At 73.1% G+C, this 26683-nt stretch carries 22 protein-coding genes; 8 read left to right on the forward strand and 14 right to left on the reverse strand.

What is annotated here, in order from left to right:
• Positions 1–421: 421 nt before the first annotated feature.
• The gene (locus QC282_RS20925; RefSeq protein WP_279551052.1) at positions 422–1429 is read right to left on the reverse strand and encodes a stage II sporulation protein M; all 1008 of its coding nucleotides are present in this window, start codon (positions 1427–1429) and stop codon (positions 422–424) included.
• Between the two features lie 128 nt (positions 1430–1557).
• Here QC282_RS20925 and QC282_RS20930 point away from each other — a divergent pair, with 128 nt between their 5' ends.
• Positions 1558–2517, forward strand: coding sequence for an RDD family protein (locus tag QC282_RS20930; RefSeq protein ID WP_279551053.1), 960 nt, complete (start codon positions 1558–1560; stop codon positions 2515–2517).
• A 70-nt stretch (positions 2518–2587) separates the two neighbouring features.
• Here QC282_RS20930 and QC282_RS20935 read toward each other — a convergent pair whose 3' ends face one another.
• Positions 2588–3202 (reverse strand): hypothetical protein, encoded by a 615-nt coding sequence (locus tag QC282_RS20935; RefSeq protein ID WP_279551054.1) that lies wholly within the window; start codon positions 3200–3202, stop codon positions 2588–2590.
• Between the two features lie 175 nt (positions 3203–3377).
• Positions 3378–4835 carry an adenosylhomocysteinase gene (ahcY, locus tag QC282_RS20940; RefSeq protein WP_279551055.1) on the reverse strand — a complete coding sequence of 486 codons (1458 nt, stop codon included), beginning with the start codon at positions 4833–4835 and terminating at the stop codon, positions 3378–3380.
• A 351-nt stretch (positions 4836–5186) separates the two neighbouring features.
• Between ahcY and QC282_RS20945 the strand changes: the two genes are divergently transcribed.
• Complete coding sequence (locus QC282_RS20945) at positions 5187–5348, forward strand: hypothetical protein (protein WP_279551056.1); 162 nt, start codon at positions 5187–5189, stop codon at positions 5346–5348.
• Positions 5349–5416: 68 nt separating this feature from the next.
• Here the strand turns inward: QC282_RS20945 and QC282_RS20950 are convergent, their stop codons facing one another.
• The 6 genes from QC282_RS20950 to QC282_RS20975 all read right to left on the reverse strand — a co-directional run bounded on the left by QC282_RS20950 (position 5417) and on the right by QC282_RS20975 (position 11112).
• Positions 5417–6397 carry a cation diffusion facilitator family transporter gene (locus QC282_RS20950; protein ID WP_279551057.1) on the reverse strand — a complete coding sequence of 327 codons (981 nt, stop codon included), beginning with the start codon at positions 6395–6397 and terminating at the stop codon, positions 5417–5419.
• 123 nt (positions 6398–6520) lie between these two features.
• On the reverse strand, positions 6521–7672 hold the full coding sequence (manA, locus tag QC282_RS20955; protein WP_279551058.1) for a mannose-6-phosphate isomerase, class I: 1152 nt from the start codon (positions 7670–7672) through the stop codon (positions 6521–6523).
• 86 nt (positions 7673–7758) lie between these two features.
• Positions 7759–8886 carry an SIS domain-containing protein gene (locus QC282_RS20960; protein WP_279551059.1) on the reverse strand — a complete coding sequence of 376 codons (1128 nt, stop codon included), beginning with the start codon at positions 8884–8886 and terminating at the stop codon, positions 7759–7761.
• A 31-nt stretch (positions 8887–8917) separates the two neighbouring features.
• Positions 8918–9088 carry a Trm112 family protein gene (locus QC282_RS20965; RefSeq protein WP_007382472.1) on the reverse strand — a complete coding sequence of 57 codons (171 nt, stop codon included), beginning with the start codon at positions 9086–9088 and terminating at the stop codon, positions 8918–8920.
• A 149-nt stretch (positions 9089–9237) separates the two neighbouring features.
• On the reverse strand, positions 9238–10602 hold the full coding sequence (locus QC282_RS20970) for a phosphomannomutase/phosphoglucomutase (RefSeq protein WP_279551060.1): 1365 nt from the start codon (positions 10600–10602) through the stop codon (positions 9238–9240).
• A 138-nt stretch (positions 10603–10740) separates the two neighbouring features.
• The gene (locus tag QC282_RS20975; protein WP_279551061.1) at positions 10741–11112 is read right to left on the reverse strand and encodes a DUF3499 domain-containing protein; all 372 of its coding nucleotides are present in this window, start codon (positions 11110–11112) and stop codon (positions 10741–10743) included.
• A 340-nt stretch (positions 11113–11452) separates the two neighbouring features.
• Between QC282_RS20975 and QC282_RS20980 the strand changes: the two genes are divergently transcribed.
• The gene (locus tag QC282_RS20980; RefSeq protein WP_279551132.1) at positions 11453–11902 is read left to right on the forward strand and encodes a metallopeptidase family protein; all 450 of its coding nucleotides are present in this window, start codon (positions 11453–11455) and stop codon (positions 11900–11902) included.
• A gap of 53 nt (positions 11903–11955) precedes the next feature.
• On the opposite strand, the gene QC282_RS20985 is transcribed toward QC282_RS20980, so the two are convergent.
• The 3 genes from QC282_RS20985 to QC282_RS20995 form a co-directional block, all read right to left on the reverse strand.
• A complete protein-coding gene (locus QC282_RS20985) occupies positions 11956–13476 on the reverse strand; it encodes a DUF5719 family protein (protein WP_279551062.1) in 1521 nt (506 codons plus the stop codon).
• The gene (locus QC282_RS20990) at positions 13473–17147 is read right to left on the reverse strand and encodes a glycosyltransferase family 2 protein (RefSeq protein ID WP_279551063.1); all 3675 of its coding nucleotides are present in this window, start codon (positions 17145–17147) and stop codon (positions 13473–13475) included. Before QC282_RS20990 ends, QC282_RS20985 begins: the two co-directional genes overlap by 4 nt.
• Before the next feature lie 195 nt (positions 17148–17342).
• Complete coding sequence (locus tag QC282_RS20995; RefSeq protein ID WP_010034659.1) at positions 17343–17606, reverse strand: WhiB family transcriptional regulator; 264 nt, start codon at positions 17604–17606, stop codon at positions 17343–17345.
• A gap of 693 nt (positions 17607–18299) precedes the next feature.
• Here QC282_RS20995 and QC282_RS21000 point away from each other — a divergent pair.
• The 4 genes from QC282_RS21000 (at position 18300) to QC282_RS21015 (ending at position 22255) form a co-directional block, all read left to right on the forward strand.
• Entirely contained in the window at positions 18300–18812 is a 513-nt protein-coding gene (locus QC282_RS21000; RefSeq protein WP_279551064.1) for a cysteine dioxygenase family protein, read from the forward strand.
• Between the two features lie 89 nt (positions 18813–18901).
• Positions 18902–19861 (forward strand): 2-phospho-L-lactate transferase, encoded by a 960-nt coding sequence (gene cofD / locus QC282_RS21005; RefSeq protein WP_279551065.1) that lies wholly within the window; start codon positions 18902–18904, stop codon positions 19859–19861.
• Positions 19858–21168 carry a coenzyme F420-0:L-glutamate ligase gene (locus QC282_RS21010; RefSeq protein ID WP_279551066.1) on the forward strand — a complete coding sequence of 437 codons (1311 nt, stop codon included), beginning with the start codon at positions 19858–19860 and terminating at the stop codon, positions 21166–21168. The genes cofD and QC282_RS21010 overlap by 4 nt, the downstream gene beginning before the upstream one ends.
• A gap of 85 nt (positions 21169–21253) precedes the next feature.
• Positions 21254–22255 carry a DNA-3-methyladenine glycosylase 2 family protein gene (locus QC282_RS21015; protein WP_279551067.1) on the forward strand — a complete coding sequence of 334 codons (1002 nt, stop codon included), beginning with the start codon at positions 21254–21256 and terminating at the stop codon, positions 22253–22255.
• Between the two features lie 602 nt (positions 22256–22857).
• On the opposite strand, the gene QC282_RS21020 is transcribed toward QC282_RS21015, so the two are convergent.
• Together QC282_RS21020 and QC282_RS21025 are read right to left on the reverse strand one after the other, a co-directional pair.
• The gene (locus QC282_RS21020) at positions 22858–23940 is read right to left on the reverse strand and encodes an NDP-sugar synthase (protein ID WP_279551068.1); all 1083 of its coding nucleotides are present in this window, start codon (positions 23938–23940) and stop codon (positions 22858–22860) included.
• Positions 23941–24163: 223 nt separating this feature from the next.
• Complete coding sequence (locus QC282_RS21025) at positions 24164–25609, reverse strand: peptidoglycan recognition protein (protein WP_279551069.1); 1446 nt, start codon at positions 25607–25609, stop codon at positions 24164–24166.
• Positions 25610–25769: 160 nt separating this feature from the next.
• On the opposite strand from QC282_RS21025, the gene QC282_RS21030 reads away from it, so the two are divergent.
• Complete coding sequence (locus tag QC282_RS21030) at positions 25770–26525, forward strand: TIGR03089 family protein (protein ID WP_279551070.1); 756 nt, start codon at positions 25770–25772, stop codon at positions 26523–26525.
• The last annotated feature ends 158 nt before the right edge of the window (positions 26526–26683 follow it).

Genomic DNA, 26683 nt, shown 5'->3' on the forward strand with positions numbered 1-26683 from the left:
ATCTGGCGTTGACTTTTGGCACGCTGTTGAGTTCTCAAGGAACGGACGCTTCCTTTGTACTCACCCTCTCGGGCTTTCCTCCGGGCGCTTCCCTTCGGTCTTGCGTTTCCGACTCTATCAGATCTTTCCGATCCGATTTCCTCGGTGCTTTCCAGGTTCGCGCTTTCGCGTTTCCCTTTCCGGCGGGTCCGACTTTATCAGAAGTTCCGGGCCGGACTGACCGACCGTCGTTTTCCGAATCATCGGGAGGAGCCTCTTCGGAATCTGAACGTTCCGAGAAGCAGACAGATTACTCACTGTCGCCGGTCCGGGCTCAACCCAACTCCAGGCAACTGTTCAAATCTACCTCCCCGAGCTCACCGTGTCAACGGCGTTTCCGGGGCGAGGAGGAGACTAGCAGCTCCACGGAGGTCTCCGCACATCAGGCCGCCGTCGGCACGCTGGCGCTGCGCTCGGCCGCGTCGACGTCGCCCGTCTCACCCGTGCGAGCCGCGCGTCCGCCGAGGACGTAGACGTAGGCCAGGAAGGCCAGTTCGGCGACCACGCCGATCGTGATGCGGGCCCAGGTGGGCAGGCCGGACGGGGTGACGAAGCCTTCGATGGCACCGGAGACGAAGAGGACCAGGGCCAGGCCGATCGCCATGCCGATGGCCGCGCGGCCCTCTTCGGCGAGTGCCGCGCGGCGGGTGCGCGGGCCGGGGTCGATGAGGGTCCAGCCGAGGCGCAGGCCCGTGCCGGCGGCCACGAAGACGGCGGTCAGTTCGAGGAGGCCGTGCGGAAGGACGAGTCCGAGGAAGGTGTCGAGGCGGCCGGCCTCGGACATCAGGCCGATGCCGATGCCGAGGTTCAGCATGTTCTGGAAGAGGATCCAGAGAACCGGCAGTCCGAGGAAGACGCCCAGGATCAGGCACAGGGCGGCGGCCCACGCGTTGTTCGTCCAGACCTGAGCGGCGAAGGAGGCCGCCGGGTGACTGGAGTAGTAGGTCTCGTACTGGCCGCCGGGGCGGGTCAGCTCCCGGAGTTCGCTGGGTGCCGCGATGGTGGCCTGCACCTCGGGGTGGGTGCCGATCCACCAGCCGAGGAGGGCCGCGACGACGGTCGACAGCAGTGCTGTGGGTACCCACCAGTGGCGCGACCGGTAGACCGCGGCCGGGAAGCCATGGGCGAGGAAGCGGGTGACGTCCCGCCAGGAGGCGCGACGAGTGCCCGTCACGGCGCTGCGCGCGCGTGCCACCAGCTGGCTGAGCCGGCCCGTCAGCTGCGGGTCGGGGGCGCTGGACTGGATCAGGGACAGATGGGTCGCGGTGCGCTGGTACAGGGCGACGAGTTCGTCGGTCTCCGCTCCGGTGAGGCGGCGCCGGCGGCGGAGCAGGGCGTCGAGGCGGTCCCACTCCGCTCGGTGGGCGGAGACGAAGACGTCGAGGTCCATCGGTGTGCCTGCTCCTGGGCTGCTCGTCGGCGGCTCGTCATGGGTCAGCTTGTCGTACTGGGGCGCGATGTGCCCTCAGCTTGGCAGACTGGCCGTGTTCGGGGCAGGTCAGGGGAAGGGCGGCAGGCGTGAGTGAGCTGGTGACGGGCGAGGCGGTGGCGCTGGAACTGCGCCCTGCGAGGTTGCCCAGCAGGGCGCTGGCCGTGCTGCTCGATCTGGTGGTGGCCGTGGCGGTGTACATCGCCGTGACCCTCGCCCTGGTGGCCGCCACCGCTTCGCTGGACGAGGCGGCTCGGACCGCGCTGTCGATCGCGGCGTTCGTGTTGCTGCTGGTGGGCGGGCCGATCGCGGTCGAGACGCTGAGTCATGGGCGGTCGCTCGGAAAGATGGCGTGCGGGCTGCGGGTGGTGCGTGACGACGGCGGGCCCATCCGGTTCCGGCACGCGCTGGTGCGCGGTTTGATCGGGGTGATCGAGATCCTGATGACGTTCGGGGTGGTCGCCTGTATCGCCTCCTTGGTGTCGGAGCGCGGGCGGCGGCTCGGGGACGTCTTCGCGGGGACGCTCGTCGTGCGGGAGCGGATACCGGTGGCGCGCGCGGGTGTGGTGCCGCCGCCTCCGCCCTGGCTGGCCGGGCGGTTCTCGGAGCTCGACCTGTCGGCGGTGCCTGACGATCTGTGGCTTGCCATACGCCAGTACCTGACGCGCATGCAGCAACTCGATCCGCAGGTCGGCCACGCCATGGCACAGCGGCTGGCGGCCGATCTCGCGGCGCGTACGGGGACTCCCGCGCCGCACGGGGTTCCGGCGGGGCCGTATTTGGCGGCAGTGGTGCAGGAGCGACAGGCACGGGAGGCTCGGCGGGCCTTCGGGAACGGTCCTGCCAGGAATGAGGCGGCGCCCCCGGCGGCCTACGCGCCGCCGTACGCGGGGCAGCCCGCGTCTCCTGCCCCTCCGGCGATGCCGCCCGCGCCCGTGGCCCCGCCTCCGGGCGGACAGGTGGCCGGTGCCGGTCCCGTCGAGGCTCCGCCGCAGGACGGGCAGCCATTCGAGCGGCGCCCCTCCACCGGGTTCGTGCCGCCCGCCTGAGCCGCTGCCGATGCGCTTTCGGGCGGCGCTCCCGGGTCGCCGCTTCCGACCGGCCGACGACAACTCCTCGTCAGGGGAAGACGGACGGCGGTGACTCCAGGTCCTCCAGCTCGATCCCGGGTGCCGCGAGGACCACGTCGCCGGCGAGGTGAACGGTGTGCTGCTCGCCGGTGTCCAGGGCTGTGACCTGGTATTCGTCCACGGTCAGGGGGCCGTTGTCAGTGGCGTGTGCTTCGCTGTTGACCAGTGCCCAGGACTGGTCCACGGTGCGCGGAGCGAGGACCGGATCCGTGAAGGCGACGAGGCGTACGCGGGTGGCCGACCCGGAGGGGGTGAGGCGCAGGAGACGGCTGATGGCGACGAGGAACGCGGGGGACGTGCCGGTGAAGGCGTGGGCGCGCACATTGCCTTCGGTGGCTTCGGTTCCGGTGGGGTCGGTGCGGACCCAGGTGACGCCGTCGATGGCGGCGCCGCGCACCTGCCAGCTCGCCGCGTGGAGTTCGAGACGGATGGGGCGGCCGAGTTCGTCCAGGGCCAGGTCGACGGAGCCGCGGTGATCGCCGGACGGGGCGGTCAGCTGGGAGACGTAGCGCCAGCCGGAGGGGCCGACGGCGCAGTGGAAGTGCTCGTCTGCGAGGGGGGTGTGATCGTGCGGATCGTGGAGCGAATAACGGCCGCGGGGCATCGAGGTCCTGGGTCCTGACGGGCTGGTCCGGCAGTGGGTGTCACTGGCGGGGCGGGGAGCCAAAGGGGCAGGCCCCCGGCACGGGGGTGCGGGGGCCTGCCTCTGGTGAACGTGCCGCTGAGGTGCGCGTCCGCGCGCGGGGCACGGACGCGCTCACCGCGAGCTGCGGCGGGGCTCAGTAGCGGTAGTGGTCCGACTTGTACGGGCCCTCGACCTTGACGCCGATGTACTCGGCCTGCTCGGGGCGGAGCGTGGTCAGCTTCACGCCGAGCGCGTCGAGGTGGAGGCGGGCGACCTTCTCGTCGAGGTGCTTGGGCAGCACGTAGACGCCGGTCGGGTACTCGTCGGGCTTGGTGAACAGCTCGATCTGGGCCAGGGTCTGGTCCGCGAAGGAGTTGGACATCACGAACGACGGGTGACCGGTGGCGTTGCCCAGGTTCAGCAGGCGGCCCTCGGACAGGACGATGATCTTCTTGCCGTCGGGGAAGGTCCAGGTGTGGACCTGCGGCTTGATCTCGTCCTTGACGATGCCGGGGATCTTGGCGAGGCCGGCCATGTCGATCTCGTTGTCGAAGTGGCCGATGTTGCCCACGATCGCCTGGTGCTTCATCTTGGCCATGTCCGAGGCCATGATGATGTCCTTGTTGCCGGTCGTGGTGATGAAGATGTCGGCCGTCTCCACGACGTCGTCCAGCGTCGTGACCTGGTAGCCGTCCATCGCCGCCTGCAGCGCGCAGATCGGGTCGATCTCGGTGATGATCACGCGGGCGCCCTGACCGCGCAGGGACTCCGCGCAGCCCTTGCCCACGTCGCCGTAGCCGCACACGACGGCGGTCTTGCCGCCGATCAGGGTGTCGGTGGCGCGGTTGATGCCGTCGATCAGGGAGTGGCGGCAGCCGTACTTGTTGTCGAACTTCGACTTGGTGACGGCGTCGTTCACGTTGATCGCCGGGAACAGGAGGATGCCGTCGCGCTGCATCTCGTACAGGCGGTGGACGCCCGTCGTGGTCTCCTCGGTCACGCCGCGGATCTCGGAGGACAGCTGGGTCCACTTCTGGGGGTTCTCGCCCAGGGTGCGGGTCAGCAGTTCGAGGATGACGCGGTGCTCGTCGGACTCGGCGGTGTCGGGCGAGGGGACCTTGCCGTCCTTCTCGTACTCGACGCCCTTGTGGACGAGGAGGGTGGCGTCACCACCGTCGTCCAGGATCATGTTGGGGCCGCCGGTGGGGCTGTCCGGCCAGGTCAGCGCCTGCTCCGTGCACCACCAGTACTCCTCCAGGGTCTCGCCCTTCCAGGCGAAGACCGGGACGCCCTGCGGGTCGTCCGGCGTGCCGTTCGGGCCGACGGCGACGGCGGCAGCGGCGTGGTCCTGGGTGGAGAAGATGTTGCAGGACGCCCAGCGGACGCGGGCGCCGAGGGCGACCAGGGTCTCGATGAGGACGGCGGTCTGCACGGTCATGTGCAGGGAGCCCGTGACGCGGGCGCCCTTGAGGGGCTGCGCCTCGGCGTACTCCTTGCGGATCGCCATCAGGCCCGGCATCTCGTGCTCGGCGAGGGTGATCTCCTTGCGGCCGAACTCGGCCAGGGACAGGTCGGCGACCTTGAAGTCCTGTCGGTTGTCGACAGTCGTCATTACGAGCTGCTCCTCGGGTTGGGGCGAGGTGGGTACGGCTGATCTGCGCGGCGGCGGACACAGGGGTGCCCCGAAGAGGACACCGGGCATGCCCGCGTACGCGCAGCGCAGTCCGTCGGAGGCCCTCTCTCCCTCGGTCGGCCCGCACGGGGGCCGCCCGACCGCCATCAGCAGCGACGTCTGGCTCCCACCCAAGCTACACCGGTCGGCCCGGCCGACCCCAGTCCGCCTCCGAACACATCGCGTCGATCACGGACCGTGAACCGCCCGGGTGCCGGACCGTCACGCCGGCGGCATCGGTGGCCTCGCCGCGCTCGGAGGGGCCGGCGGGAAACGGGCGGGGAAGGGGTGGTGAGCGACGAACGCGCGGGGGTTGTGCTGCCGGCGGTGGCGTCGGTGGCCGGGTTGCTGCTGGCGGTGGCCGGGCTGTGCTGCGTGCCGGGGGGCGAGGGCGGCGGTCGGCGGCGGGGGCGGCCGGCGGAGTTCTGCGACCTGTGGTCCGTGCAGCTCTGAGGCCGTGACGGCCCAAGGGGCCCGCCGAGCAAGTCGGCGGGCCCCTTCGGTGAACAGCGTCAGAGGACTCAGTGGGCGGCTTCGGGCGGGATGGGCCCGCCCGGGGTGGCCTCGCGGTCGCCGCCCTTGGCGGCCTGGGTCTCGCTGTAGATGTCGGGCTCGAGGTAGATCACGCGGGCGATCGGGACGGCTTCGCGGATGCGGGCCTCGGCGGCGTCGATGGCGGAGGCGATCTCGGCGGCCGTGTCGTCGTGGTCCACGGCGATCTTGGCGGCGACCAGCAGTTCCTCGGGGCCGAGGTGCAGGGTGCGCATGTGGATGATGCCGGTGACGGTCTCGCCGTCGACGATCGCGGCCTCGATCTTCTTGACCTCGTCGAGGCCGGCGGCCTCACCGAGCAGCAGCGACTTGGTCTCGACGGCCAGCACGAGCGCGATCAGGATGAGTAGGACGCCGATGCAGAGGGTGCCGATGCCGTCCCAGACACCGTCGCCGGTGAGCAGGGCGAGGCTGACGCCGCCGAGAGCGAGGATCAGGCCGACGAGGGCGCCGAGGTCCTCCAGCAGGACGACGGGCAGCTCGGGCGCCTTGGCGTGGCGGACGAACTCCTTCCAGGAGCGCTTGCCGCGCACGGCGTTGGACTCCTTGATGGCGGTGCGGAAGGAGATCGTCTCAGCGATGATCGCGAAGACGAGGACGCCGACCGGCCAGTACCAGTGATCGATCTCGTGCGGGTGCTTGATCTTCTCGTAGCCCTCGTAGAGGGCGAACATGCCGCCGACCGAGAAGAGCACGATGGAGACGAGGAAGGCGTAGATGTAACGCTCGCGGCCGTAGCCGAAGGGGTGCTGCGGGGTGGCCTCGCGCTTGGCCCGCTTGCCGCCGAGCAGCAGCAGGCCCTGGTTGCCGGAGTCGGCGAGCGAGTGCACCGACTCGGCGAGCATCGACGACGATCCGCTGAAGAGGAACGCCACGAACTTCGCTACCGCGATCGCGAGATTCGCGACGAGTGCCGCAACGATCGCCTTGGTGCCGCCTGACGCGCTCATGTGTTCGCGTTGTCCCTTCGCCTTCGTACGTTACGCAGTCCAGGCGTTTGCCCGTCCTTTGCCGGTGGGCCATTGTTGCAGCACGGCCCGGCGCCGGTGCGCCGGACCGGCGCACCGGTCGGGTCAGGCCACGACGGTGGCCCGGAAGACCGTACCGGTTCCGGAGAGTTCGGCCCTCTCGCCCGCCGCGACGAACACGGACTGGCCCGGCGTCAGGTCGTGTTCCCCGGTTCGTACGGAACCTGCCGTGCAGAGCAGGATCTGCGGGGTGCCGAGGGTGACGTCGCGGGCGACGCCGCCCTCGGGGAGCACGTAACGGGACAGCCGGAACTCGTCGATCGGGGTCTCGTAGACCTCCTCGCCCTCCGGGGAGGCCTCCGGGCGCAGCACGCCGGGGTCGGCGGCCTCGAAGCGGACGACGCGCAGGAGTTCGGGGACGTCGACGTGCTTGGGGGTCAGGCCGCAGCGCAGGACGTTGTCGGAGTTGGCCATGATCTCGACGCCGAGGCCGTTGAGGTAGGCGTGCGGGATGCCGGCGCCGAGGAACAGGGCCTCGCCGGGCTGGAGCCGGACGTGGTTGAGCAGCATCGCGGCGATGACGCCGGGGTCGCCCGGGTAGTGGTGGGCGATTCCGGCGTAGGGGGCGTGGTCGCCGCCGAGGCGGTCGCAGGCGGACGCGGCCTCGACGACCGTGGCGGCCATCTCCTCGCGGTCGGCGCTGAGGATGGCGGTCAGGACCTCGCGCAGCGCCGCCTCCTCGGGCTGGGCGCGCAGCAGGTCGACGTACGGCTTGAGGGAGTCGACGCCGAGGCCGTCGAGCAGGGCGGCGGCCTCGGCCGGGGCGCGGAAGCCGCACAGGCCGTCGAACTCGGTGAGGGCGCAGATGAGTTCGGGCTTGTGGTTGGCGTCCTTGTAGTTGCGGTGCGGGGCGGACACGGGGATGCCGCGGCGCTCCTCGTCCTCGTAGCCGGCCTTCGCCTGCGCCAGGTCGGGGTGCACCTGGAGGGAGAGCGGGCCGCCGGCGGCGAGGATCTTCAGCAGGAACGGCAGCCGCGGGCCGAACTTCGCCACGGCGTCGGTGCCCAGTTCGCGTTCCGGGGCGGCCTCGATGACCTCCAGCAGCGTGCCGCGCGGGGTGCGCGAGGGCGCGCCCGGGTGGGCTCCCATCCACATCTCGGCCTGCGGTTCGCCGGTCGGCTCGACGCCCAGCAGCCCGGCGATCGCGGTGGTGGAACCCCAGGCGTAGGGGCGGATGGTGTTGTCGAGGCGGTCCATGGGCTCTCTCTGCCGGTTCTCTGCGTACGGGTGCGTACGACGCGGATCGAGCGCCGGGTACGGCGGTCAGGGCGTCGTGGGCAAGATCAGGCCCTCGAAGCGAGCGCCAGGTAAACGGCGGCGAAATCCGTGATGGCGATCAGTTCGGCGAGGGTCTCCAGTTCGCCGCCCTCCTCCGGCTCCAGCTCGCTGATCGGTGTGTCGTGGCTGAGGGCCAGGTCACGGGCGGCCGGGGCTGCGGTGAGGCCGCCGATCGGGCGGTCGCGGAGCAGCACCACGCGTGCGTGCAGGGCGGGCGGTTCCTCGACGCGGTCGCGGAAGAAGTCGCCGGGGTCGGCGCTGGCGGCCAGCGGCCCGGCGAGCAGGGCGCTGTGCGCGGCGAGCGCCTCGGGCAGTTCCGCGACGACCGCGGGTACGCCGGACAGTTCGGCGAGGGCGGAGGCGAAGCGGCGTCCGGCGGGGCCCGCCGAGGTGCCTTCCGTCCAGACCAGCGGGAGCGCGTCGGCGAGTTCCGCTGCGAGGGTCTTGGCGGGGTTGCTGTAGGCGACGATGGCGGGTCCGCAGCGTTCCGCGATGAGGTCGAGGCGGTCGGCGACCCTGTCGACGGCGTCGCGCGGCGCGGCGAGCAGCCCGGTGCGGTCCAGGAGGGCGAGGAGCGGGGTGAGCAGGGCCCACAGGACGCCGGGCGCGGAAGCGGCGAGGGGTTCTTCCAGGTCGTAGGGGGCGGTCGCCAGGGGGACGAACAGGCCGTGCGAGCCGTTCACCGACTCGGCGAGCGGGGTGCCGGCCGGGGCCACGGCGACGACGGTGCAGCCGCGGCGGTAGGCCTGTTCGGCGAGCAGGGACAGGCCGGGTTCGGTGCCGTCCGGGGTGGCGATCAGCAGCAGGTCGACGGAGCCGGCCCAGCCGGGCAGTTCCCAGCGCAGGGCGCCCGCGGCGGGTGCGACGCCGGTGGGGGCCAGGCGTGTGACGGGGCTGCCGGCGCCGGCGAGCGTGCCGAGCAGGTCGGCGGTCTGGGTCGCGGCGGCGCCGGGGCCCGCGATGAGGACGGCGCGGGGGCGGCCGTCGGGCTTGAGGTCGTGGATGCCTGCCTCGGCGGCGTGCCGGGCGGCGGTGCGGACTCGGGCGCCTGCTTCGGCGGCGCCGCGGAGCAGTCCGCGGTGGTCGGCCGCGGCGAGCCCTTCCGGGCTGTCGAGCAGCGATTCGTCAAGCATGGGTGGCAGCCTCCGATCGCCGGGACGTCGATTACGCGGGGCGTCGAGCCTCGTCGACGAGCAGGACGGGGATGCCGTCGCGGACGGGGTAGGCCAGGCCGCAGTCCTGACCGGTGCAGATCAGCTCGGTGTCCTGCTCCTTGAGGGGGGCGTGGCAGGCGGGGCAGGCGAGGATCTCCAGGAGGCCGGCTTCGAGCGGCATGGGATGTCCCTTCGGGGGCGGATGAGTCGCGGATGTGCCTGGTCAGGGTACCGCCGTGGGGGCCGGTTGCGGGGGTTGGTCGAGCAGGTCGAAGGCCTTCGCCCCCGGTCTCCCCGCCGCCGGCCCCGGGCCCGCCGGCGTCGGACCCGTCAGCCTCGGATGATCGCCAGGGCCTCGTCCCGCACCTTGGCCATCATCGTCTCGTCTCTCGCCTCCACGTTCAGGCGGAGGAGCGGTTCCGTGTTGGACGGGCGGACGTTGAACCACCAGTCGGCGGAGGTGACGGTCAGGCCGTCGAGTTCGTCCAGGGTGACGCCCTCGCGGCCCGCGTAGGCGGTGCGGACGGCGGTGAGCCGGGCCTGCTGGTCGTCGACCGTGGAGTTGATCTCGCCGGACCCGGCGTAGCGGTCGTACTGGGCGACGAGGCCGGACAGCGGGCCCTCCTGGCCGCCGAGGGCGGCGAGGACGTGGAGGGCGGCCAGCATGCCCGTGTCGGCGTTCCAGAAGTCGCGGAAGTAGTAGTGCGCGGAGTGCTCGCCGCCGAAGATCGCGCCGGTGCGGGCCATCTCGGCCTTGATGAAGGAGTGGCCCACGCGCGTGCGTACCGGTGTGCCGCCGTTCTCCACGACGACCTCCGGGACCGACCAGGAGGTGATCAGGTTGTGGATGACCGTGCCCTTGCCGCCGTTGCGGGCGAGTTCGCGGGCGGCCACCAGTGCCGTGATCGCGGACGGGGGGACGGGCTCGCCGCGCTCGTCGACGACGAAGCAGCGGTCGGCGTCGCCGTCGAAGGCGATGCCGAGGTCGGCGCCCTCCTCGCGGACGCGGCGCTGCAGGTCCACCAGGTTGGCCGGGTCGAGGGGGTTGGCCTCGTGGTTGGGGAAGGTGCCGTCCAGTTCGAAGTACATCGGCACGAGCTCGACGGGCAGGCCGCCGAGGACCGTCGGGACGGTGTGCCCGCCCATGCCGTTGCCCGCGTCGACCACGGCCTTCAGGGGGCGGACGGCGGTGAGGTCCACCAGGGAGCGCAGGTGAGCCGCGTAGTCGTCCAGCGTGTCGCGCCTGGTGACCGTGCCCGGCTCGGCGGCCGGCTGCGGGGCGCCCGACTCGCTCCAGCGCTCGACGAGTTCACGGATCTCGGCGAGGCCGGTGTCCTGGCCGACCGGGGCGGCGCCCGCGCGGCACATCTTGATGCCGTTGTACCGCGCCGGGTTGTGCGAGGCGGTGAACATCGCGCCCGGCAGGTTGAGCACGCCCGAGGCGTAGTAGAGCTGGTCGGTCGAGCACAGGCCGATCTCGGTGACGTCGGCTCCGCGCGCCGCCGCGCCGCGCGCGAAGGCGGCCGACAGGCCCGGGGACGAGGGGCGCATGTCGTGTCCGGTCACGATCGCGGTCGCGCCGGTGACCTGGGCGAACGCCGCGCCGAACAGCTCGGCCAGGGGCTCGTCCCACTGGTCGGGGACGACACCGCGTACGTCGTACGCCTTCACGATCTGCGACAGATCAGCAGCCACGGCCAACCCTTCTGAAAGTCCCGTCGGTCACCACAAACTACCCGTACGGGCCGACAATCCGCTGGGGGTGCCCGAAGTGGACGTCCGGCCGGCTCCGGGGCCGGGGCGGCACCCAGTCCGGCGCCGGTGGGTTCCGGGTCAGTTGTCGGGCGACCGCAGGACCCGCAGGTGCCCGCGCCGGGCGACCTCCATCGGGTCGGCCGACCGTCCGCCGCCGGCCTCCGCGACCCGCTCCTGGGGGCGCGCGGCCTCACGCACGGCGTTGGCGAGCGCTTCGAGGTCGTCGCCGCTGGGCCGGGCCGGGGCCGAACCGTCGAGGAGCCGGACGACCTCCCAGCCGCGCGGGGCGGTGAGGCGCTCGGAGTGCTCGGCGCACAGGTCGTAGCAGTGGGGTTCGGCGTAGGTGGCGAGCGGGCCGAGGACCGCGGTCGAGTCGGCGTAGACGTACGTCAGCGTCGCAACGGCGGGTCGGCCGCAGGCGGTGCGCGAACAGCGACGTACAGGGCTCACGACGTTGGACGGTACCGCACTCTTGAGCGGGCCGCGACGACTCTCCCCCAGGTCGCTCCACCGTGTCGTGGTGTGAAACGCCCCACACGTCCCATCTGCCCAACACTGTTGACCTGCACGGACATCGGCGCCCGGGACGCCGTGCCGCGCGGACACTCGTCGGCGGCCGGGACAAACCCCGCCATTCGCCCTGGGTTCGGCGGTCCCGGGAGGCATGCATTCGAGCCAACCTTGGCCGGATCGGTCATCCGGTGTCGCATTGTGTCGCATCCTGTCCGGCGGCCGGATGGCGCGCCGGGGCCGGGCGCCCGGGCCCGGCGGGGACTACCCTTCACCAGTGATGGACAACCCCGTGACTCCCCGTGCCGCCGGCCGCGGGCCCCGCCGCCGTGATCGCCACGGCAGGGGCATGCGCGGCCCGATCGCACCTCCTCAGGTGCCCCTCGCCGCGAGCCGCGCCGAGGTGTTCGCCGATCTGGTGCAGGACTCCGTGGAGCGCCTGGAGCGTCGGTGGCCACAGCTCGCCGACATCGATTTCCTCGTCCTGGAGGTGCCGCGCCTGGACGGCCCCGGCCAGGCCTGGAACGACGAGGCGGTCCCGCTCGGCGGCACCGTCCCGGCCCGGGACGGCCACCGCGCGCGCGTGGTGGTCTACCGGCGGCCCGTCGAGATCCGCACCAAGGGGCGCGACGAGCGGGCCGCGCTGGTGCACGAGGTGGTCGTCGAGCAGGTCGCGGACCTGCTCGGGCTGACCCCGGAGACGGTGGACCCGCGCTACGGCGAGGACTGAGCCGGGCCGAGCCGCGGGCCCGGGGCACCCACGGCCGGGTCCTGGCCCGAGCCCTAGCGCTGGAGCACCGCCAGGTCCTCGTCCGCGTCCGGCACCGCCACCATGCCCCGGTCGTCCGGGAGCGTCTGGACCGTGAAGCCCGGCACGTCCCCGGTGGCCGTGAGCGTGCGGGCCGCGTAGACCGCCGCGCCGCCCGGAACCGGCTCCACCGTCAGGGCGTAGGTGCCCTTGGCGCCGCTCGGCACCGGCGCCTCGACGTTCTGCGTGGTGCCGGCCTTGATCGTGAACGTCCTCGTCGTCGTGCCGCCCTCGCCGCCCGCGGACGCCGTGACCTTGACCTTCGCCGTCCCGCCGGGCGCGGTCAGGGACAGCGTGGTGCCCTTGGCGCTGTTGCCCACGGACGTCACGCGCGTGTCGACCGGGCTCGTCGCCGGGACGAACGCCGTGTCCTCCTCGCCGGACTTGCCGCGCACGACCCGCGCCGCGGCCACGACCGGCACGGCACGGTCCGTCGGCGTCAGCACCAGGGAGCCCGCCTCGCCGCGCGTGACGTCACCGAGGTCGACGGCGGTCGTCATGCCCGCCTTCACGTGCACCGTCTCGTGCCCGGCCGGCGTGATCAGTCCGGACGGCGAGGCCAGCTGCACCTTCAGGTCGGCGTCGGCGTCACCGGGCGTGAACAGCACGAGCCGCACCTCTTTCGCGTCCTTCGGAAGACCCGGCAGCACCAGGCTGCCCGCCGGATCCGTGGCCGCCGCCAGCCAGTCGCCGCCCAGCTTGTCGTCGAGCGCCTGCACGGCGGCGCCGACCCGGCCGCTGCGCACGCTCACGTGCACGGTGAGGTTGGTCTGCTCGGCCTCGGTCAGCGTGGACAGCAGGATCGGCTCGCTCGCGTGCGGCTTGACCGTGATGCCCTCCCCCACCTCGGACTTCAGCGCCCCGTCCTTGCCGTACAGCTCGATGTCCACGACGGCGGCCGAGTCGTCCGGGTTGGTCAGGTGCACGTAGTCGGTGCGGTCGGCCGCCGTGCTGGTGCCCGGGAACCAGAACTCGGTGTCCGGAGCGGTGCAGTTGACGCCCTGCAGGCCGCGTCCCGTGCCGGCGGCGACCTCCGTGGTCTCCTGCACGGTCCAGCCGGGCGCGTACCGTCCCTCGGCCGTGCCGACGAGCGCGGGCGCCTCGCCCCCGGAGGTCTCGCCGGTCACCGGCTTGCCGGGCTCGGCGGGCTTCAGCACGGACTTGCCGGACCGCGCCGTGCTCCTGTCCTCGTCCTTGCCGGCGCCGTCGCCCTCCCCGTCCGCGCCGCTCGATCCCGTGACGGCCGGGCGCAGTTCGGCCTTGCCGCCGCTCTCGGCGCCCTTCGTGACGGGTGTGAAGGACGTGTACGTCGTCTCGGCGAGGTCCGAGGTGCTCGGCGCCGGGCACAGCAGGCTCGTGCGCTCCACGGGCAGTTGGGCGGCCGCCTTCCCGGCGGTGTCCGTGCCGGACGCGTCCGGTGCCGTGAGCGCGGCGAATCCGGTGACGGCGGCGAGCGCGGTCGTGCCGGCGATCAGGGACAGGGTCGTGCGGTTCACTGCTGGCTCCCGTCGGAACGCTCACTGCCGGTGCCGTGCGGCGGCTGCTGACCGGGGTCGTACGCCGGGTCGTAGCCCTGCTGGTACGGCTGCTGGTACGTGCCCTGCCGGCCCTGGTCGCCGTAGCCGTACGGGTCGTACTGGCCGCCCTGGTACGGGTCCTGGTAGCCCTGGCCGTACCCGGCGTACTGCTGGTCGCCCTGGTACTGCTCTCCCTGGTAGCCGCCGTAGCCGCTGTAGTCGGCGCCCTGGTAGGCGTTGGCGTCCCACTCCCCGTAGGGCTGCTGCTGCGGTACGGGCACCGGTGCCTCCTGCGGCGGGGGCGGCATCTCGCCTTCCCCGGGCGTCTCCTGGGCGCCGCGGGCGGCCTCCTCGGCCTCCGCCTGCGCGCGCAGCCTGCGGGCCCGGCGGCCCTCCCCCTCGACGGCCTGTGCGGGGACGGCCGGCTCGTCGGGCAGGTCGTCGTCGATGTCGCGACGGCGGCCCGGCAGGGCGAGGACGACGAGGACGACGGCGAGGGCGCCCTGCGTCCACAGCCACGCGGTGTGCCCGAACGAGTCGTCGAAGGTGACGTCCAGCTTGCCGCCCGAGGCGGGGAGTTCGAAGCCCTGGGCCCAGCCGTCGACGGTGGTGGGGGTGAGCGCCCGGCCGTCCAGGGTGGCCGTCCAGCCCTCGGCCGCGGTGTCGGCCAGACGCAGGACGCGGCCCTGGGAGCCGGCCGGGATCGTGGTGTGGATCTCGACGGGGCCCGCGGCCACCGGCTGGGGCTCGGCCGAGCCGGAACCCGAGTCCGACGCGGGGACGATCGCCGCGCGGGAGACCTGCCGGTCGACGCGCCACAGGGCGCCGCCGTCCTGCTGGCTCAGCCGGCTCAGGCCGGGCGTGGCGTCCAGGATGCGGCTGATCTCGCGGGGCGCGCCCGAGTGGACCATGACGTAGCGCACGGCGAAGCCGCCGAGCTGGTCGGCCTGGTCGGCGCCGGAACCGGCGACGAGGTTGGCGACGACCTTGTCGAGCCTGCTGTTCTCGCCGTCGGCCGCGGCGATCTCGGCGTCGCCCAGGCGGGCGCCGGAGCCGCGCACCAGGACGTACCCGACGTGGGCGCCGGAGTCGCTGTCGAGGACGAGGGTGCGGGCCTGGTCGCGTGTGCCGCTCTCCTCGGCGACGAACGCGGGCACCTGCACCGGGTCGCGCCGCTCCAGCGGTCCGTCGGCGCCGCGGATCATCCAGCCGGCGGCGACGAGCAGCGGGCCCGCCGCGCAGGCGAAGGCGATCAGCGCGGCCACCGGCTGGCGCCAGCCGAAGCTCTGCTCGGCGACACGCGAGCGTGCCCCGTCGGCGCCGAGGGCGGCGGCGGACAGCAGGGCGATGCCGTAGACGAGGGTGGCGGGGCCGGCCCAGGTTGAGCCGTTGGACAGGGCCGCGAAGACCAGGCCGACGAGGGCGACGGCCCAGGCGGTCCGGATGCCCAACTGCCGCTCGGAGCGCAGCAGGGCGGCCAGCGCGGCGAGCACGATGCCGACGAGCAGCAGCCCGTCGACGGTGCCGGGGCCGCCCGGGCTCATGCCGAGCAGGTCGAGCGCGGAGGCGGCCGAGGCGCCGTACTCCAGGCCGGACTCCCGGAAGAAGCCGAACGGCAGCAGCGACAGCGACCAGGGGGCGAGCACCAGCAGCGGCGTGCCGAGCTGGACGAGGAGCCGCAGCCCGTGGGCCACGAGGTCGGCGCGGCGCAGGGCGAGCAGGCCGATGCCGAGGACCAGCGCGACCGGCCACACGATGGGCGTGAACGCGGTGGTCAGCGTCAGCAGCAGTGCGTACGCCCAGGTGGCGCGCCAACTGCCGCGCGCGCCCGAGGCGTTCGCGAGGCCGCTCGCCGCGATGCCCGCGCGGGCGAGGAGCGGCAGCAGGACGGCCAGTACGGCGGTGCCGATGCGGCCTCCGGCGAGCGCGCCGGTGGCGGCGGGCAGGAAGGCGTAGCCGACGGCCGCCCACGCGCGCAGCAGCCGGGACTCGACGAGCGGCCGGGAGGCGAAGTAGGCGGTGAAGCCGGCCAGCGGCACGGAGGCGACCAGCAGGACGGTGACGGCGAGGCCGGTGGAGCCGAACAGCAGGGACGCCAGCAGGGCCACGATCGCGAGGTAGGGCGGCGCGGACGCGGTACCGCCGGCGCCCACGGCGTGCCAGGAGTCCAGGTAGCGGGACCACAGGTCGCCGGCGTCGGCCGGGGCGGGCAGCAGGGCGCCGCCCGCGAGCGCGCCGCCGCCGAGGAGTTGGCGGCAGGCGACGAGCGAGACGAACAGCAGCACCAGGAAGAGCGCCGGGCCGGGATTGCGGGCGATGCGCTTGAGCCGGGCGAACCGCTCGACCTGCATGAAGTCGGCGTCGTCGCCGCCGGGTCCGGACTCGATGGCGCCGCCGTGCCGTCCCGCGCCGGTGGCGACCTCGGGGTCGGAGCGGCCGACGAGGTTGCTCGCGACCTGTTCGACGGTGACGCGGACGGTCGCGCCGGGCGGCGGGAACAGCTCCCGCATCTCGGCCCTGTCGACCTGGGGCCGGCCGCGGCGGCGCCGGGCGGCGATGATCCGCTCGGGCCGCAGCAGGGTGCCCATGAGGCCGCGGATCTCGTCGAGTGCCTGCCCGGGGACCTTGCCGACGAGGTAGGCGAGGGTCCTCAGGAGCGTGCCGAGCACCAGGCGCAGCAGCACCCAGGGCAGGGTGGCCGTGGGGGTGTTGACGAGGAGGGTGTAGGCGGCGCCGGCCTTGTCGACCTTGTGCGGGGAGGCGGCGGTGCGGCCGACGCAGTCGACGGCGCGGCGCTCGCGGGAGGCGGCCTCGGCGTGCCGGACGACCGCCTCGGGTGCGACGAGGACGCGGTGGCCCGCGGCGTGGGCGCGCCAGCACAGGTCGACGTCGTCACGCATGAGGGGCAGTCGCCGGTCGAAGCCGCCGAGCTGTTCGAAGACGTCGCGGCGGACGAGCATGCCGGCGGTGGACACCGACAGCACGGGCCGGACGTGGTCGTGCTGGCCCTGGTCCTGCTCGCGGCGGTCCAGGCCGGTCCAGCGGCGGCCGGAGTTGGCGATGGTGACGCCGACTTCGAGGAGCTGCCTGCGGTCGTACCAGCCGCGGAGCTTGGGGCCGACGACGGCGACGTCGGTGCGGCCGAGCTCGTACTCGTTCTCCACGACGCGCAGCAGCTGGGCCAGGGCGTCGGGTTCGGGGGCGCAGTCGTCGTGCAGGAGCCAGAGCCACTGGACGGGCTCGCCGTACGGGAGCTCGGGTAGGTCGTAGGCGTCGTCGCGCCACGTGCGCGTGACGGGGTCCCAGCCGCTGGGGCGGCGCAGGTACGGCAGCTCGTCCGGGGTGAGGTGGGGCGCGGTGCGGTGGGCCTCCTCGACGGCCTGGCCGAAGCCGGTGCGGCGGGCGAGGTGCAGGACGCGGTCGGGGCCGAGGGCGTCGGTGACCAGTTGCGCGGAGTCGTCCGCGCTGCCGGTGTCGGCCGCCATGGCGTACTGCACGGGACGCTCCTGGCCGAGCAGCGCGGAGAGCGCGTCGGGCAGCCAGCGGGCGCCGTCGTGGGAGACGAGGACCGCGGTCACCACATGACGCGGAAACTCAGGGACGGCAGCAGCGGCGTCTTGCCGGTCTGCCGGGTGGCTGTGCACGGACATCGAGGTACGGGCCCCGGTTCGGTGGACTGCGGTGGACGCCCGTGCCCCGAGGGGGCGGCGGGGCGTCTCGGACGAGCGACCACACTATCGGCTGGGCAGCAGAGCGGCCCGCCGCCTGTGGATAACCCACCCGCGACGGGCCGTTCGAGATGTTTGTCCGTAAGTGTCCGCGCCGGTCGGGCACGTGGCGCCGGTTCAGACGGCGGCCTTCTTGAGCCGACGGCGCTCCCGCTCGGACAGGCCGCCCCAGATGCCGAAGCGCTCGTCGTTGGCGAGGGCGTATTCGAGGCACTCGGAGCGGACCTCACAGGCGAGGCAGACCTTCTTGGCCTCTCTCGTGGAGCCGCCCTTCTCGGGGAAGAAGGACTCGGGGTCGGTCTGGGCGCACAGTGCGCGCTCCTGCCAGCCGAGTTCCTCGTCCGCGTCGTCGACCAGCAGTTGCTGCACCGTCTCTGTCATGTGCGCCCCTCGTCCGTCTTTCGCGTCCCCGTGATGCGGCCGTTACCGATTCCGGCTGAACGACACGAGTGAAATTACAAGTGTGCTGCTCCGGGCGAGTCAAGCCGAGATCTGCTATTGGGCCCCTTATTCACTCTGCGGAACCAAGGCCATGCGGAAAGTGTTCAAATCGGCATAAACCTTGACACGCAGACGAGACCCCGGGAAGACCCAGCCTCCGTACGGATCCGCTACGGATCCCATACAGGGGTAGACGCCCCGTTGTTCGATCTCGTTCCGACCTGGACGACGAAGCGAACCGGATCACATTCGGATCACGGGATCGCAACGACGCACGCGCCCGGATGGACGCCATGTGTCCCGGCAGGCGGCTGAACAAACCTTTCGCCACGCAGATGGACCGAATCGGGTGAACCCCGTCCCACATACCGGCAACGAGTTGACAGTGCAGGTGTGACCCGCTGTCCTTGTGGGCATGCTCGCGAACTTGGCACTCACCTCGACCCGCACCGCCGGGTCCCTCGGTGCTGTCCGCGCTCGCTGTAGCTGTCGCTGTTGCTGTCCCGGCTGTTGAGCCCCACGCGCTCCGGCTGACGCCGAGTCCACGCGACCCGGTGCTGCTGTTCCCCCGCTTTCCCCTGCCTCCCCTTCTTTCTCCCTCCACGCCTTCACCGCCGAGGACCCACCGCACCCATGAACAGCGACAGCGACCTCCAGATCGCCGGCGACATCCTTGAAGTCCCCCACCTCCTGCAGCCCCCGCGCGAGCACCCGGCCACCGTCGCCGAGTTCGTCGGCCTGGCGCGCTCCGTCGCCGCCGACCGCTCCCAGTGGGAGCACCTCGTGCGCTACGACGCGACCACGCGCTGGTACCACCGGCTGCGCACCGGCCCCGGCTACGAGGTCTGGCTGCTGTCCTGGCTGCCCGGACAGGGCAGCGGACCGCACGACCACGGCCCCTCCTCCGGCGTGCTGACCGTCCTGGACGGCACCTTGACCGAGCGCACCGGGCACGGCACGCACGCGTGGGGCCCGGGTGCGCAGCGCGTGTTCGCGCCGGGGTACGTGCACGAGGTGGTCAACGACACACTGGAGCCGGCGGTCAGCCTGCACGTGTACTACCCGGGCCTGACGGAGATGACGATGCACGCGGCCCACTGCACGGCCGCCGCACCGCACGAGCCGGCCGATGCCGTGACCGCGTGAGGCACGCCCGTACCGGCCTGCCGGACCGCCCCGCCCGTCACCGTCCACACCCCTGACCGCGCCGGGCCGGCGGCTGACACACTGTTTCCATGCGCATTGTGGTTCTGGCAGGCGGCATCGGCGGTGCCCGGTTCCTGCGCGGTCTGAAGCGGGCCGCGCCGGACGCCGACATCACGGTCATCGGCAACACCGGCGACGACATCCACCTCTTCGGTCTGAAGGTCTGCCCGGACCTCGACACGGTGATGTACACGCTCGGCGGCGGCATCAACGAGGAGCAGGGCTGGGGCCGCGCCGACGAGACCTTCCACCTCAAGGAGGAACTCGCGGCGTACGGCGTCGGGCCCGAGTGGTTCGGGCTGGGCGACCGGGACTTCGCCACGCACATCGTGCGTACGCAGATGCTGGGCGCCGGCTTCCCGCTGAGCGCCGTCACCGAGGCCCTGTGCGACCGCTGGAAGCCGGGCGTCCGGCTCATCCCGATGTCCGACGACCGTGTCGAGACGCATGTCGCGGTCGAGCTGGACGGCGAGCGCCGGGCGATCCACTTCCAGGAGTACTGGGTGCGGCTGCGGGCCTCCGTGCCCGCCGAGGCGGTCGTCCCCGTCGGCGCCGAGCAGGCCAAGCCCGCGCCCGGCGTGCTGGAGGCCATCGCCGAGGCGGACGTGATCCTCTTCCCGCCCTCCAACCCCGTTGTCTCCGTCGGCACGATCCTCGCCGTGCCCGGCATCCGCGAGGCGATCGCCGACGCCGGGGTGCCGGTCGTCGGCCTCTCCCCGATCGTCGGGGACGCACCCGTGCGCGGCATGGCCGACAAGGTGCTCGCGGCGGTCGGCGTGGAGGCGACGGCCGCGGCGGTCGCCGAGCACTACGGCTCCGGCCTGCTGGACGGCTGGCTCGTCGACTCGGTCGACGCGGGCGCGGTCGAGCGCGTGGCGGCGGCCGGCATCCGCTGCCGGGCCGTGCCGCTGATGATGACCGACATCGACGCGACGGCGCGGATGGCCCGCGAGGCACTCGCGCTCGCCGAGGAGGTACGGACGCCGTGAGCGCAGCCCCCGCGGACGGCTACCGGGTCTGGGCGGTGCCCGGCCTCCCCGAGGTCACGGCGGGCGACGACCTGGCCAAGCTGATCGCGGCCGCCGAGCCCGGCCTCGCGGACGGCGACGTCCTGCTCGTCACGTCGAAGATCGTGTCCAAGGCGGAGGGCCGGTCCGTCCGGGCCGCGGATCGCGAGGCCGCGATCGACGCCGAGACGGTACGGGTGGTCGCCAGGCGCGGCGCGCTGCGCATCGTGGAGAACCGGCAGGGCCTGGTCATGGCCGCCGCGGGAGTCGACGCCTCCAACACCCCGTCCGGCACGGTCCTGCTGCTGCCCGAGGACCCCGACGCGTCGGCGCGCGCGATCCGCGCGGGGCTGCGGGACGCCCTCGGCGTCGACGTCGGCGTGATCGTCACCGACACCGCCGGCCGCCCCTGGCGCGCGGGGCTGACCGACATGGCGATCGGCGCGGCCGGCGTGCGCGTGATCGACGACCTGCGCGGCGGCACCGACGCGCACGGCAACCCGCTCAGCGCCACCGTCGTCGCCACGGCGGACGAACTGGCCGCCGCCGGCGACCTCGTGAAGGGCAAGGCAGCCGGGCTGCCCGTCGCGGTCGTACGGGGACTGCCGCACGTGGTCGCCGAGGACCACGGCGCCGGGGCGAGGGCCCTGGTGCGCGTCGCGCGCGACGACATGTTCCGCCTCGGCACGTCCGAGGCCGTACGGCAGGCGGTGACCGGACGTCGTACGGTCCGGTCGTTCACGGACGAGCCCGTGGACCCGGGCGCGGTACGCCGGGCGGTGGCCGCGGCCGTGACGGCGCCCGCCCCGCACCACACGACGCCGTGGCGTTTCGTCCTGCTGGAGTCGCAGGCGTCCCGCACCCGGCTGCTGGACGCGATGCGGGACGCGTGGATCGCGGACCTGCGGCGGGACGGCAGGAGCGAGGAGTCCGTCGCCAGGCGGATACGCCGCGGCGACGTCCTGCGCAACGCGCCGTACCTCGTCGTGCCGTGCCTGGTCATGGACGGCTCCCACACGTACGGCGACCCGCGCCGGGACGCTGCCGAGCGGGAGATGTTCGTCGTCGCCGCGGGGGCGGGCGTGCAGAACTTCCTCGTCGCGCTCGCCGGGGAGCGGCTCGGTTCGGCCTGGGTGTCGTCCACGATGTTCTGCCGGGACGTCGTACGCCGGGTGCTGGACCTGCCGGACAGCTGGGACCCGATGGGCGCGGTGGCCGTGGGGCACCCGTCGGAGGACCCGCGCCCGCGCCCGGACCGGCGGCCGGACGCGTTCATAGAAGTGCGCTGAGCATCACGGAGTCACACGAACGGCACCCCTTCACCCATACTCTCCTACTCTCGTAGGACACCTCCGCAACCCTGGGACCTCATCCGTGGCAGGACGTTTCGCACCCCGGTCCACGCGTACGACCGTGCGCGGTGGCCATGTCGCCGTGCCCGGGGGCGTGCCGCGGCAGGCGGCGGCGCCGCCGCGGGTGCGTACGTGGACGCCGGAGGGGCCGCTCGACCTGGGGCTGGTGCTCGGTCCGCTGCGGCGCGGGCCGGGCGACCCGACGTTCCGCGCGATGCCGGACGGCTCGGTGTGGCGGGCGAGCCGGACACCGGCCGGGCCGGGGACGCTCCGGGTCACCCGGTACGGCGACGAGATCCGCGGCGAGGCCTGGGGCCCGGGGGCCCAGTGGCTGCTGGACGGGCTTCCCGACCTCCTCGGCGCGGCGGACGACCCGTCGCTGTTCGAGCCGCGGCACAAGCTGCTGGCGCTCACGAGGCATCGCCGGCCCGGACTGCGGCTGACGCGCACCGGACTGGTGCTGGAGTCGCTGATCCCGTCGGTCCTGGAACAGAAGGTCACGACGGTCGAGGCGTACCGGGCGTGGCGGCTGCTGGTGCGCAAGTACGGGGAGTCGGCGCCGGGGCCCGCGCCGGGGCGGATGTACGTCATGCCGGAGCCGCGGACGTGGGCGCTGATCCCGTCGTGGGAGTGGCACCGGGCCGGGGTCGACAACAAGCGGGCGTCCACGATCCTGCGTGCGGTGCGGGTCGCCGCGCGGATGGAGGAGGCGACGCGGATGGAACCGGCGGCGGCGCAGGCGCGGTTGGAGGTCCTGCCGGGGATCGGGCCGTGGACGTCGGCGGAGACGGTGCAGCGCAGTCATGGGGCGCCGGACGCGGTGACCGTCGGGGATCTGCATCTGCCGGGGATCGTCGGGTGGGCGCTGGCGGGGGACCGGCGGGCCGACGACGCGGTGATGCTGGAGCTGTTGGCGCCGTATGCGGGGCAGCGGCACCGGGCGGCGCGGCTGATTCTGCTGAGCGGACAGGTGCCGGCGCGACGGGCGCCGCGGATGCCGGTGGGGGACATCGGGCGGCTGTGACGCGTTCCGCGTCGCGGTGAGCGGGGTGGCTTGCCGTCCGGCGTCGCGGTGCGCCCCGGCGCGGGGGTGTGCCGACGGCGTGACGGTCGCCGGGGTTGTCGTGTGCCCCGGCGGCGGCGTGCCCGCGGCTTGCGACGTGCCGCCGCCCGGCTGCACCGCCGCTCAGCTGTCCGGCGTTGCCCGGTCGCCCGGCGTTGCGCTGACCGCACGGGGTTCGCGCAGCCCGGCGCTACCGGGTTGCCGCCCGCGCCCACCCGTGCCGCCTCAGCGGCACGACTGCCCGCGGGGTGCGGCGTGCCGCCGCCGCAGCCGTCCGCGCGGGATAGGCGGGACGGGATGGGCCACCGGGCCGCAGTCGCGTACGACGAGAAGGGGACGTGTCGGGGGGTGTCCGCCCGCAGCGGTTGGCGCGTCAACGCCAGCCAGTTGATAACTCACCGATTCCGCGCCGTTCCGAGGACGGACACCCCCCGGCGCGGCCCCGACCCACCCACCGAACCGACAGCGCAACGCGCGCCACTCACCGAACCCGCACAGGCCGCCGCAGGCATCACACCCGCCACCACCGACCCCGCACAGGCCGCCGGAAGCACCGGCAGGTCTCACGTGTCCGAGGAGAATCTCACCGCCCCCGCCGGTATCCGCGCGTCGCACCACACCCGCACCCCGTCGCGCAGTTCGTTGTCCGCGCCGACCACCGCGCCGTCCCCTATGACCGTCCCCGTCAGGATCGCGCGCGACCCCACCCGCGCCCGGCTCCCGATCAGCGAGTCCGTGATCACCGCACCCGGTTCGATCACCGCGCCCGGCAGGATCGTGCTGCCGAACACGCGCGCCCCCTCCGCCACGAACGCCCCTTCCCCGACCACCGTGCCGCCCGCCAGCTTGGCGTCGGCCGCCACCGTCGCCGTGGGCAGCACCAGCCGGTCGCCGCAGCGCCCCGGCACCGCGGGCGACGGCACCCGCCCCAGCACCAGGTCCGCCGACCCCCGCACGAACGCCGCCGGCGTCCCCAGGTCCAGCCAGTACGTCGAGTCGACCATCCCCTGCAGATGCGCCCCCGCGGCCAGCAGCTCCGGGAACGTCTCCCGCTCCACCGACACCGGCCGCCCCGCCGGAATCGTGTCGATCACCGAACGCCGGAACACGTACGCCCCCGCGTTGATCTGGTCGGTGACGATCTCCTCCGGTGTCTGGGGCTTCTCCAGGAACGCCAGCACCCGTCCCGTGTCGTCCGTCGGGACCAGCCCGTAGGCCCGCGGGTCCGTCACCTTCGTCAGGTGCAGCGAGACGTCCGCGCCGGTCGTCTCGTGGGTGCGCACCAGGGCCCCGATGTCCAGCCCCGTCAGGATGTCCCCGTTGAAGACCAGCACCGGGTCGTCGGGCCCCGAGCGCAGCCGGGACGCGACGTTGCGGATGGCGCCGCCCGTCCCCAGCGGCTCCTCCTCCGTCACGTACTCGAGGTGCAGCCCCAGCGAGGAGCCGTCGCCGAAGTACGGCTCGAAGACCTCGGCCAGATAGGACGTGGCCAGGACGATGTGCTCGACGCCCGCCGCCTTCGCCCTCGCCAACTGGTGCGTGAGGAAAGGCACCCCGGCCGCCCGGACCATGGGCTTCGGTGTGTGCACCGTGAGCGGGCGCAGCCGTGTGCCTTTGCCGCCGACCAGGAGGATCGCTTCTGTCACCTGTCGTCTCTGCTTCCTGCCGGGACCGGCCGAACTGTCTTTTCGGCCGGCCAGTGTATGCAGCCCGTTCCGTGGCGCCCTCGACGACCGTGCGGTGGCGGCGAACGCACGAGTGTCCTGGGCCGGACCCGGCCCAGGACACTCTGACGAACCAACGAACCAACGAACCAACGAACCGACGAACCGGCGAACCGGCGAACCGGCGAACCGACGAGCCCCGCCCTCAGCGCCCCTGCAACCGCGCCGCCGCCGAGCGGGCGGAGCCGAGCTTGCCGTACAGCTTGCGGCCCGGGCACTCCGTGGCGAAGCCGTCACGGTGACCGGAGATGACATTGAGTCGTACGTACCTGCCCTTCCGGTAGAGGTTGCCGCCACCGGACTTCAGGTACGTCTTGCCGCGCGGGTTCATTCCGAACAGCCCGAGCTTCCACGCGGTGAGCCGCGAGACGGCCCGCACCGCGGAGGACGGCGGCTTGGACGAGCCGTAGGAGCCGAGAACGGCGATGCCCATGCTGTTGGAGTTGAAGCCGAGGGTGTGGGCGCCGAGGACCGGTTTCGCCACGCCTCCCGCGCGTCCCTCGTAGATCTTTCCGCACTTGTCGATGAGGAAGTTGTAGCCGACGTCCCGCCAGCCCATGCTCTTGACGTGGTAGCGGTAGATACCGCGAATGAGCGAAGGCACCTGTGAGCACCGGTAGTTGTTGCCCGAGGCGGTGTGGTGCACGAAGGCGGCCCTGACCTTCTTGGTGTAGACGAACTTCCGCTCGCGTAGCCCTTCGTTCGCCCCCCAGCCCCGCCGCGTGACGATGCCCGGACGCGGTCCGACGTACGGCTTCGCCCGCTGCCCATCGGCCCGTCGAGGCAGCTCCTGACCGGCCGGACGAGGCAGCTCCTGACCAGCCGGCCGAGGCAGCCCCCGCCCGGCCCACCGAGACAGTTCCCGCCCCGCCGGCCCGCGCAGCTTCCGCTCGTTCGACCGGAGCAGCTCCCGCTCGGTCTCCTCCCGGCTCAGGGCCGGGATCTCGGTCGCGCCCAGCGGCGCGAGGTCGGCGTTGGCGGCGGACGCCGCGGTCGCCTCGGCGTCGGGCGCGCCGCCGTAGCGGGAGCCGTCCGCGAACGCGCCCCGGTCGCCCGCGCCGGGGTCGACGAGTTCGAGCCGGAGGCCCATGTCGCCCAGGCTGCGCGTGCCGTCGGCCTCGGCACGCACCCGCACCTCCACGCCGTCCGACTCCCCCACCCACAGCGGCGCCGTGGCCCCGCGCACCCGCCCGGAGGCGCGCTCGGCGGTGTCCGGGTCGGCGGCGTGGTCGGCGTTGTGCGTCTCCAGGTCCTGCCAGCCGGACCAGGTGCCGGTGCCGGCGGCGCGGGTGCGGACCTGGACGCGGCCGTGCAGTTCGGCCTCGGGGTCGTCCCAGACGACGCCGACGAGCGAGAAGTGCCGCACGGCGCGGCGCGACAGGCCTTGTTCGGCGGCACCGGCGGCACCGGTGGCGCGGTCGCGGGCGAGGGGTTCGAGGGGCAGCGACTGGGTGCTGCCGGGGACGGGGTGCCCGGCGGCTTCCGCGGTCGGCGCCGGTCTGGCGGTCGCCGCGGTCGCGGGCGGGGTGAGCGGAAGGGCGAGAGCCGCCGCGCACGTGACACCGATCGAGGAAGCAAGGAATCCACGCATGCTCCTGATCCTGGACACAATCAGACTTATCTGTCCATCCGGGACTTGACGGACTGTCGGCTGCTCACTCCCCGGATTCCCCCGAACCGGTGGCACGCGGAGGGCGGTCCACCTGGCCGGAGCGCCCCGCGCGCCCCGCCGCCCGCGTACGCTTGCCCGGGTGAACGCCACCGACCGCACCCCTGCCGACCTGCTGGGTTCCGCGCTCGCCGCGGACCCGGGACGCCCTCTGGTGACCTTCTACGACGACGCCACGGGCGAGCGCGTGGAATTGTCCGTGGCCACCTTCGCCAATTGGGTGGCCAAGACCGCCAACCTCCTCCAGGACGAACTGTCCGCCGAACCCGGCGACCGGGTCGCGCTGCTGCTGCCCGCGCACTGGCAGACGGCGGCGTGGCTGCTGGCGTGCGCGTCGGTCGGCGTGATCGCGGACGTCGGCGGGGAGCCGGCGGCGGCCGACCTGGTGGTGAGCGGTCCCGACACGCTGGAGGCGGCGCGGGCCTGCTCCGGCGCACGGGTGGCGCTCGCGCTGCGCCCGCTCGGAGGCCGCTTCCCGCAGCCGCCGGAGGGCTTCGCCGACTACGCGGTGGAGGTGCCGGGGCAGGGCGACCGCTTCGTGCCGTACGCGCCGGTCGACCCGGAGGAGCCCGCGCTGATCGTGGCGGGACGGGAGTTCAGCGGCGCGGAGGTCGTCGAACGGGCGCGCGCGGAGGCGACGGCGCTCGGGCTGACGGGGCCGGGTTCGCGCATCCTGTCCGGGCTGCCGTACGACACGTGGGAGGGCCTGAACGCCGGGCTGTACGCGCCGCTGGCCACCGGCGGGTCGGTCGTGCTGTGCCGGAACCTGGAGCGGCTGGACGCGGACGCCCTGGACAAGCGGATCGAGAGCGAACGGGTCACGACGGTCGCCCGCTGACCGGACGCACCACCGCCGACCTCGCCCCGCTCGCCCCCGCCCTCACCCACTCGCCGCTCTCACCCGTTCAGCCCCCGCAGACCCATCCCCCGCCCGGCATCCGCGTCATCGTCGTAGGAGCACGCACCACACGCCCGTACGCCGTGAGGGGTGGACCA

The sequence above is a fragment of the Streptomyces sp. DH24 genome (assembly GCF_029813775.1).
Lineage (GTDB): Bacteria > Actinomycetota > Actinomycetes > Streptomycetales > Streptomycetaceae > Streptomyces.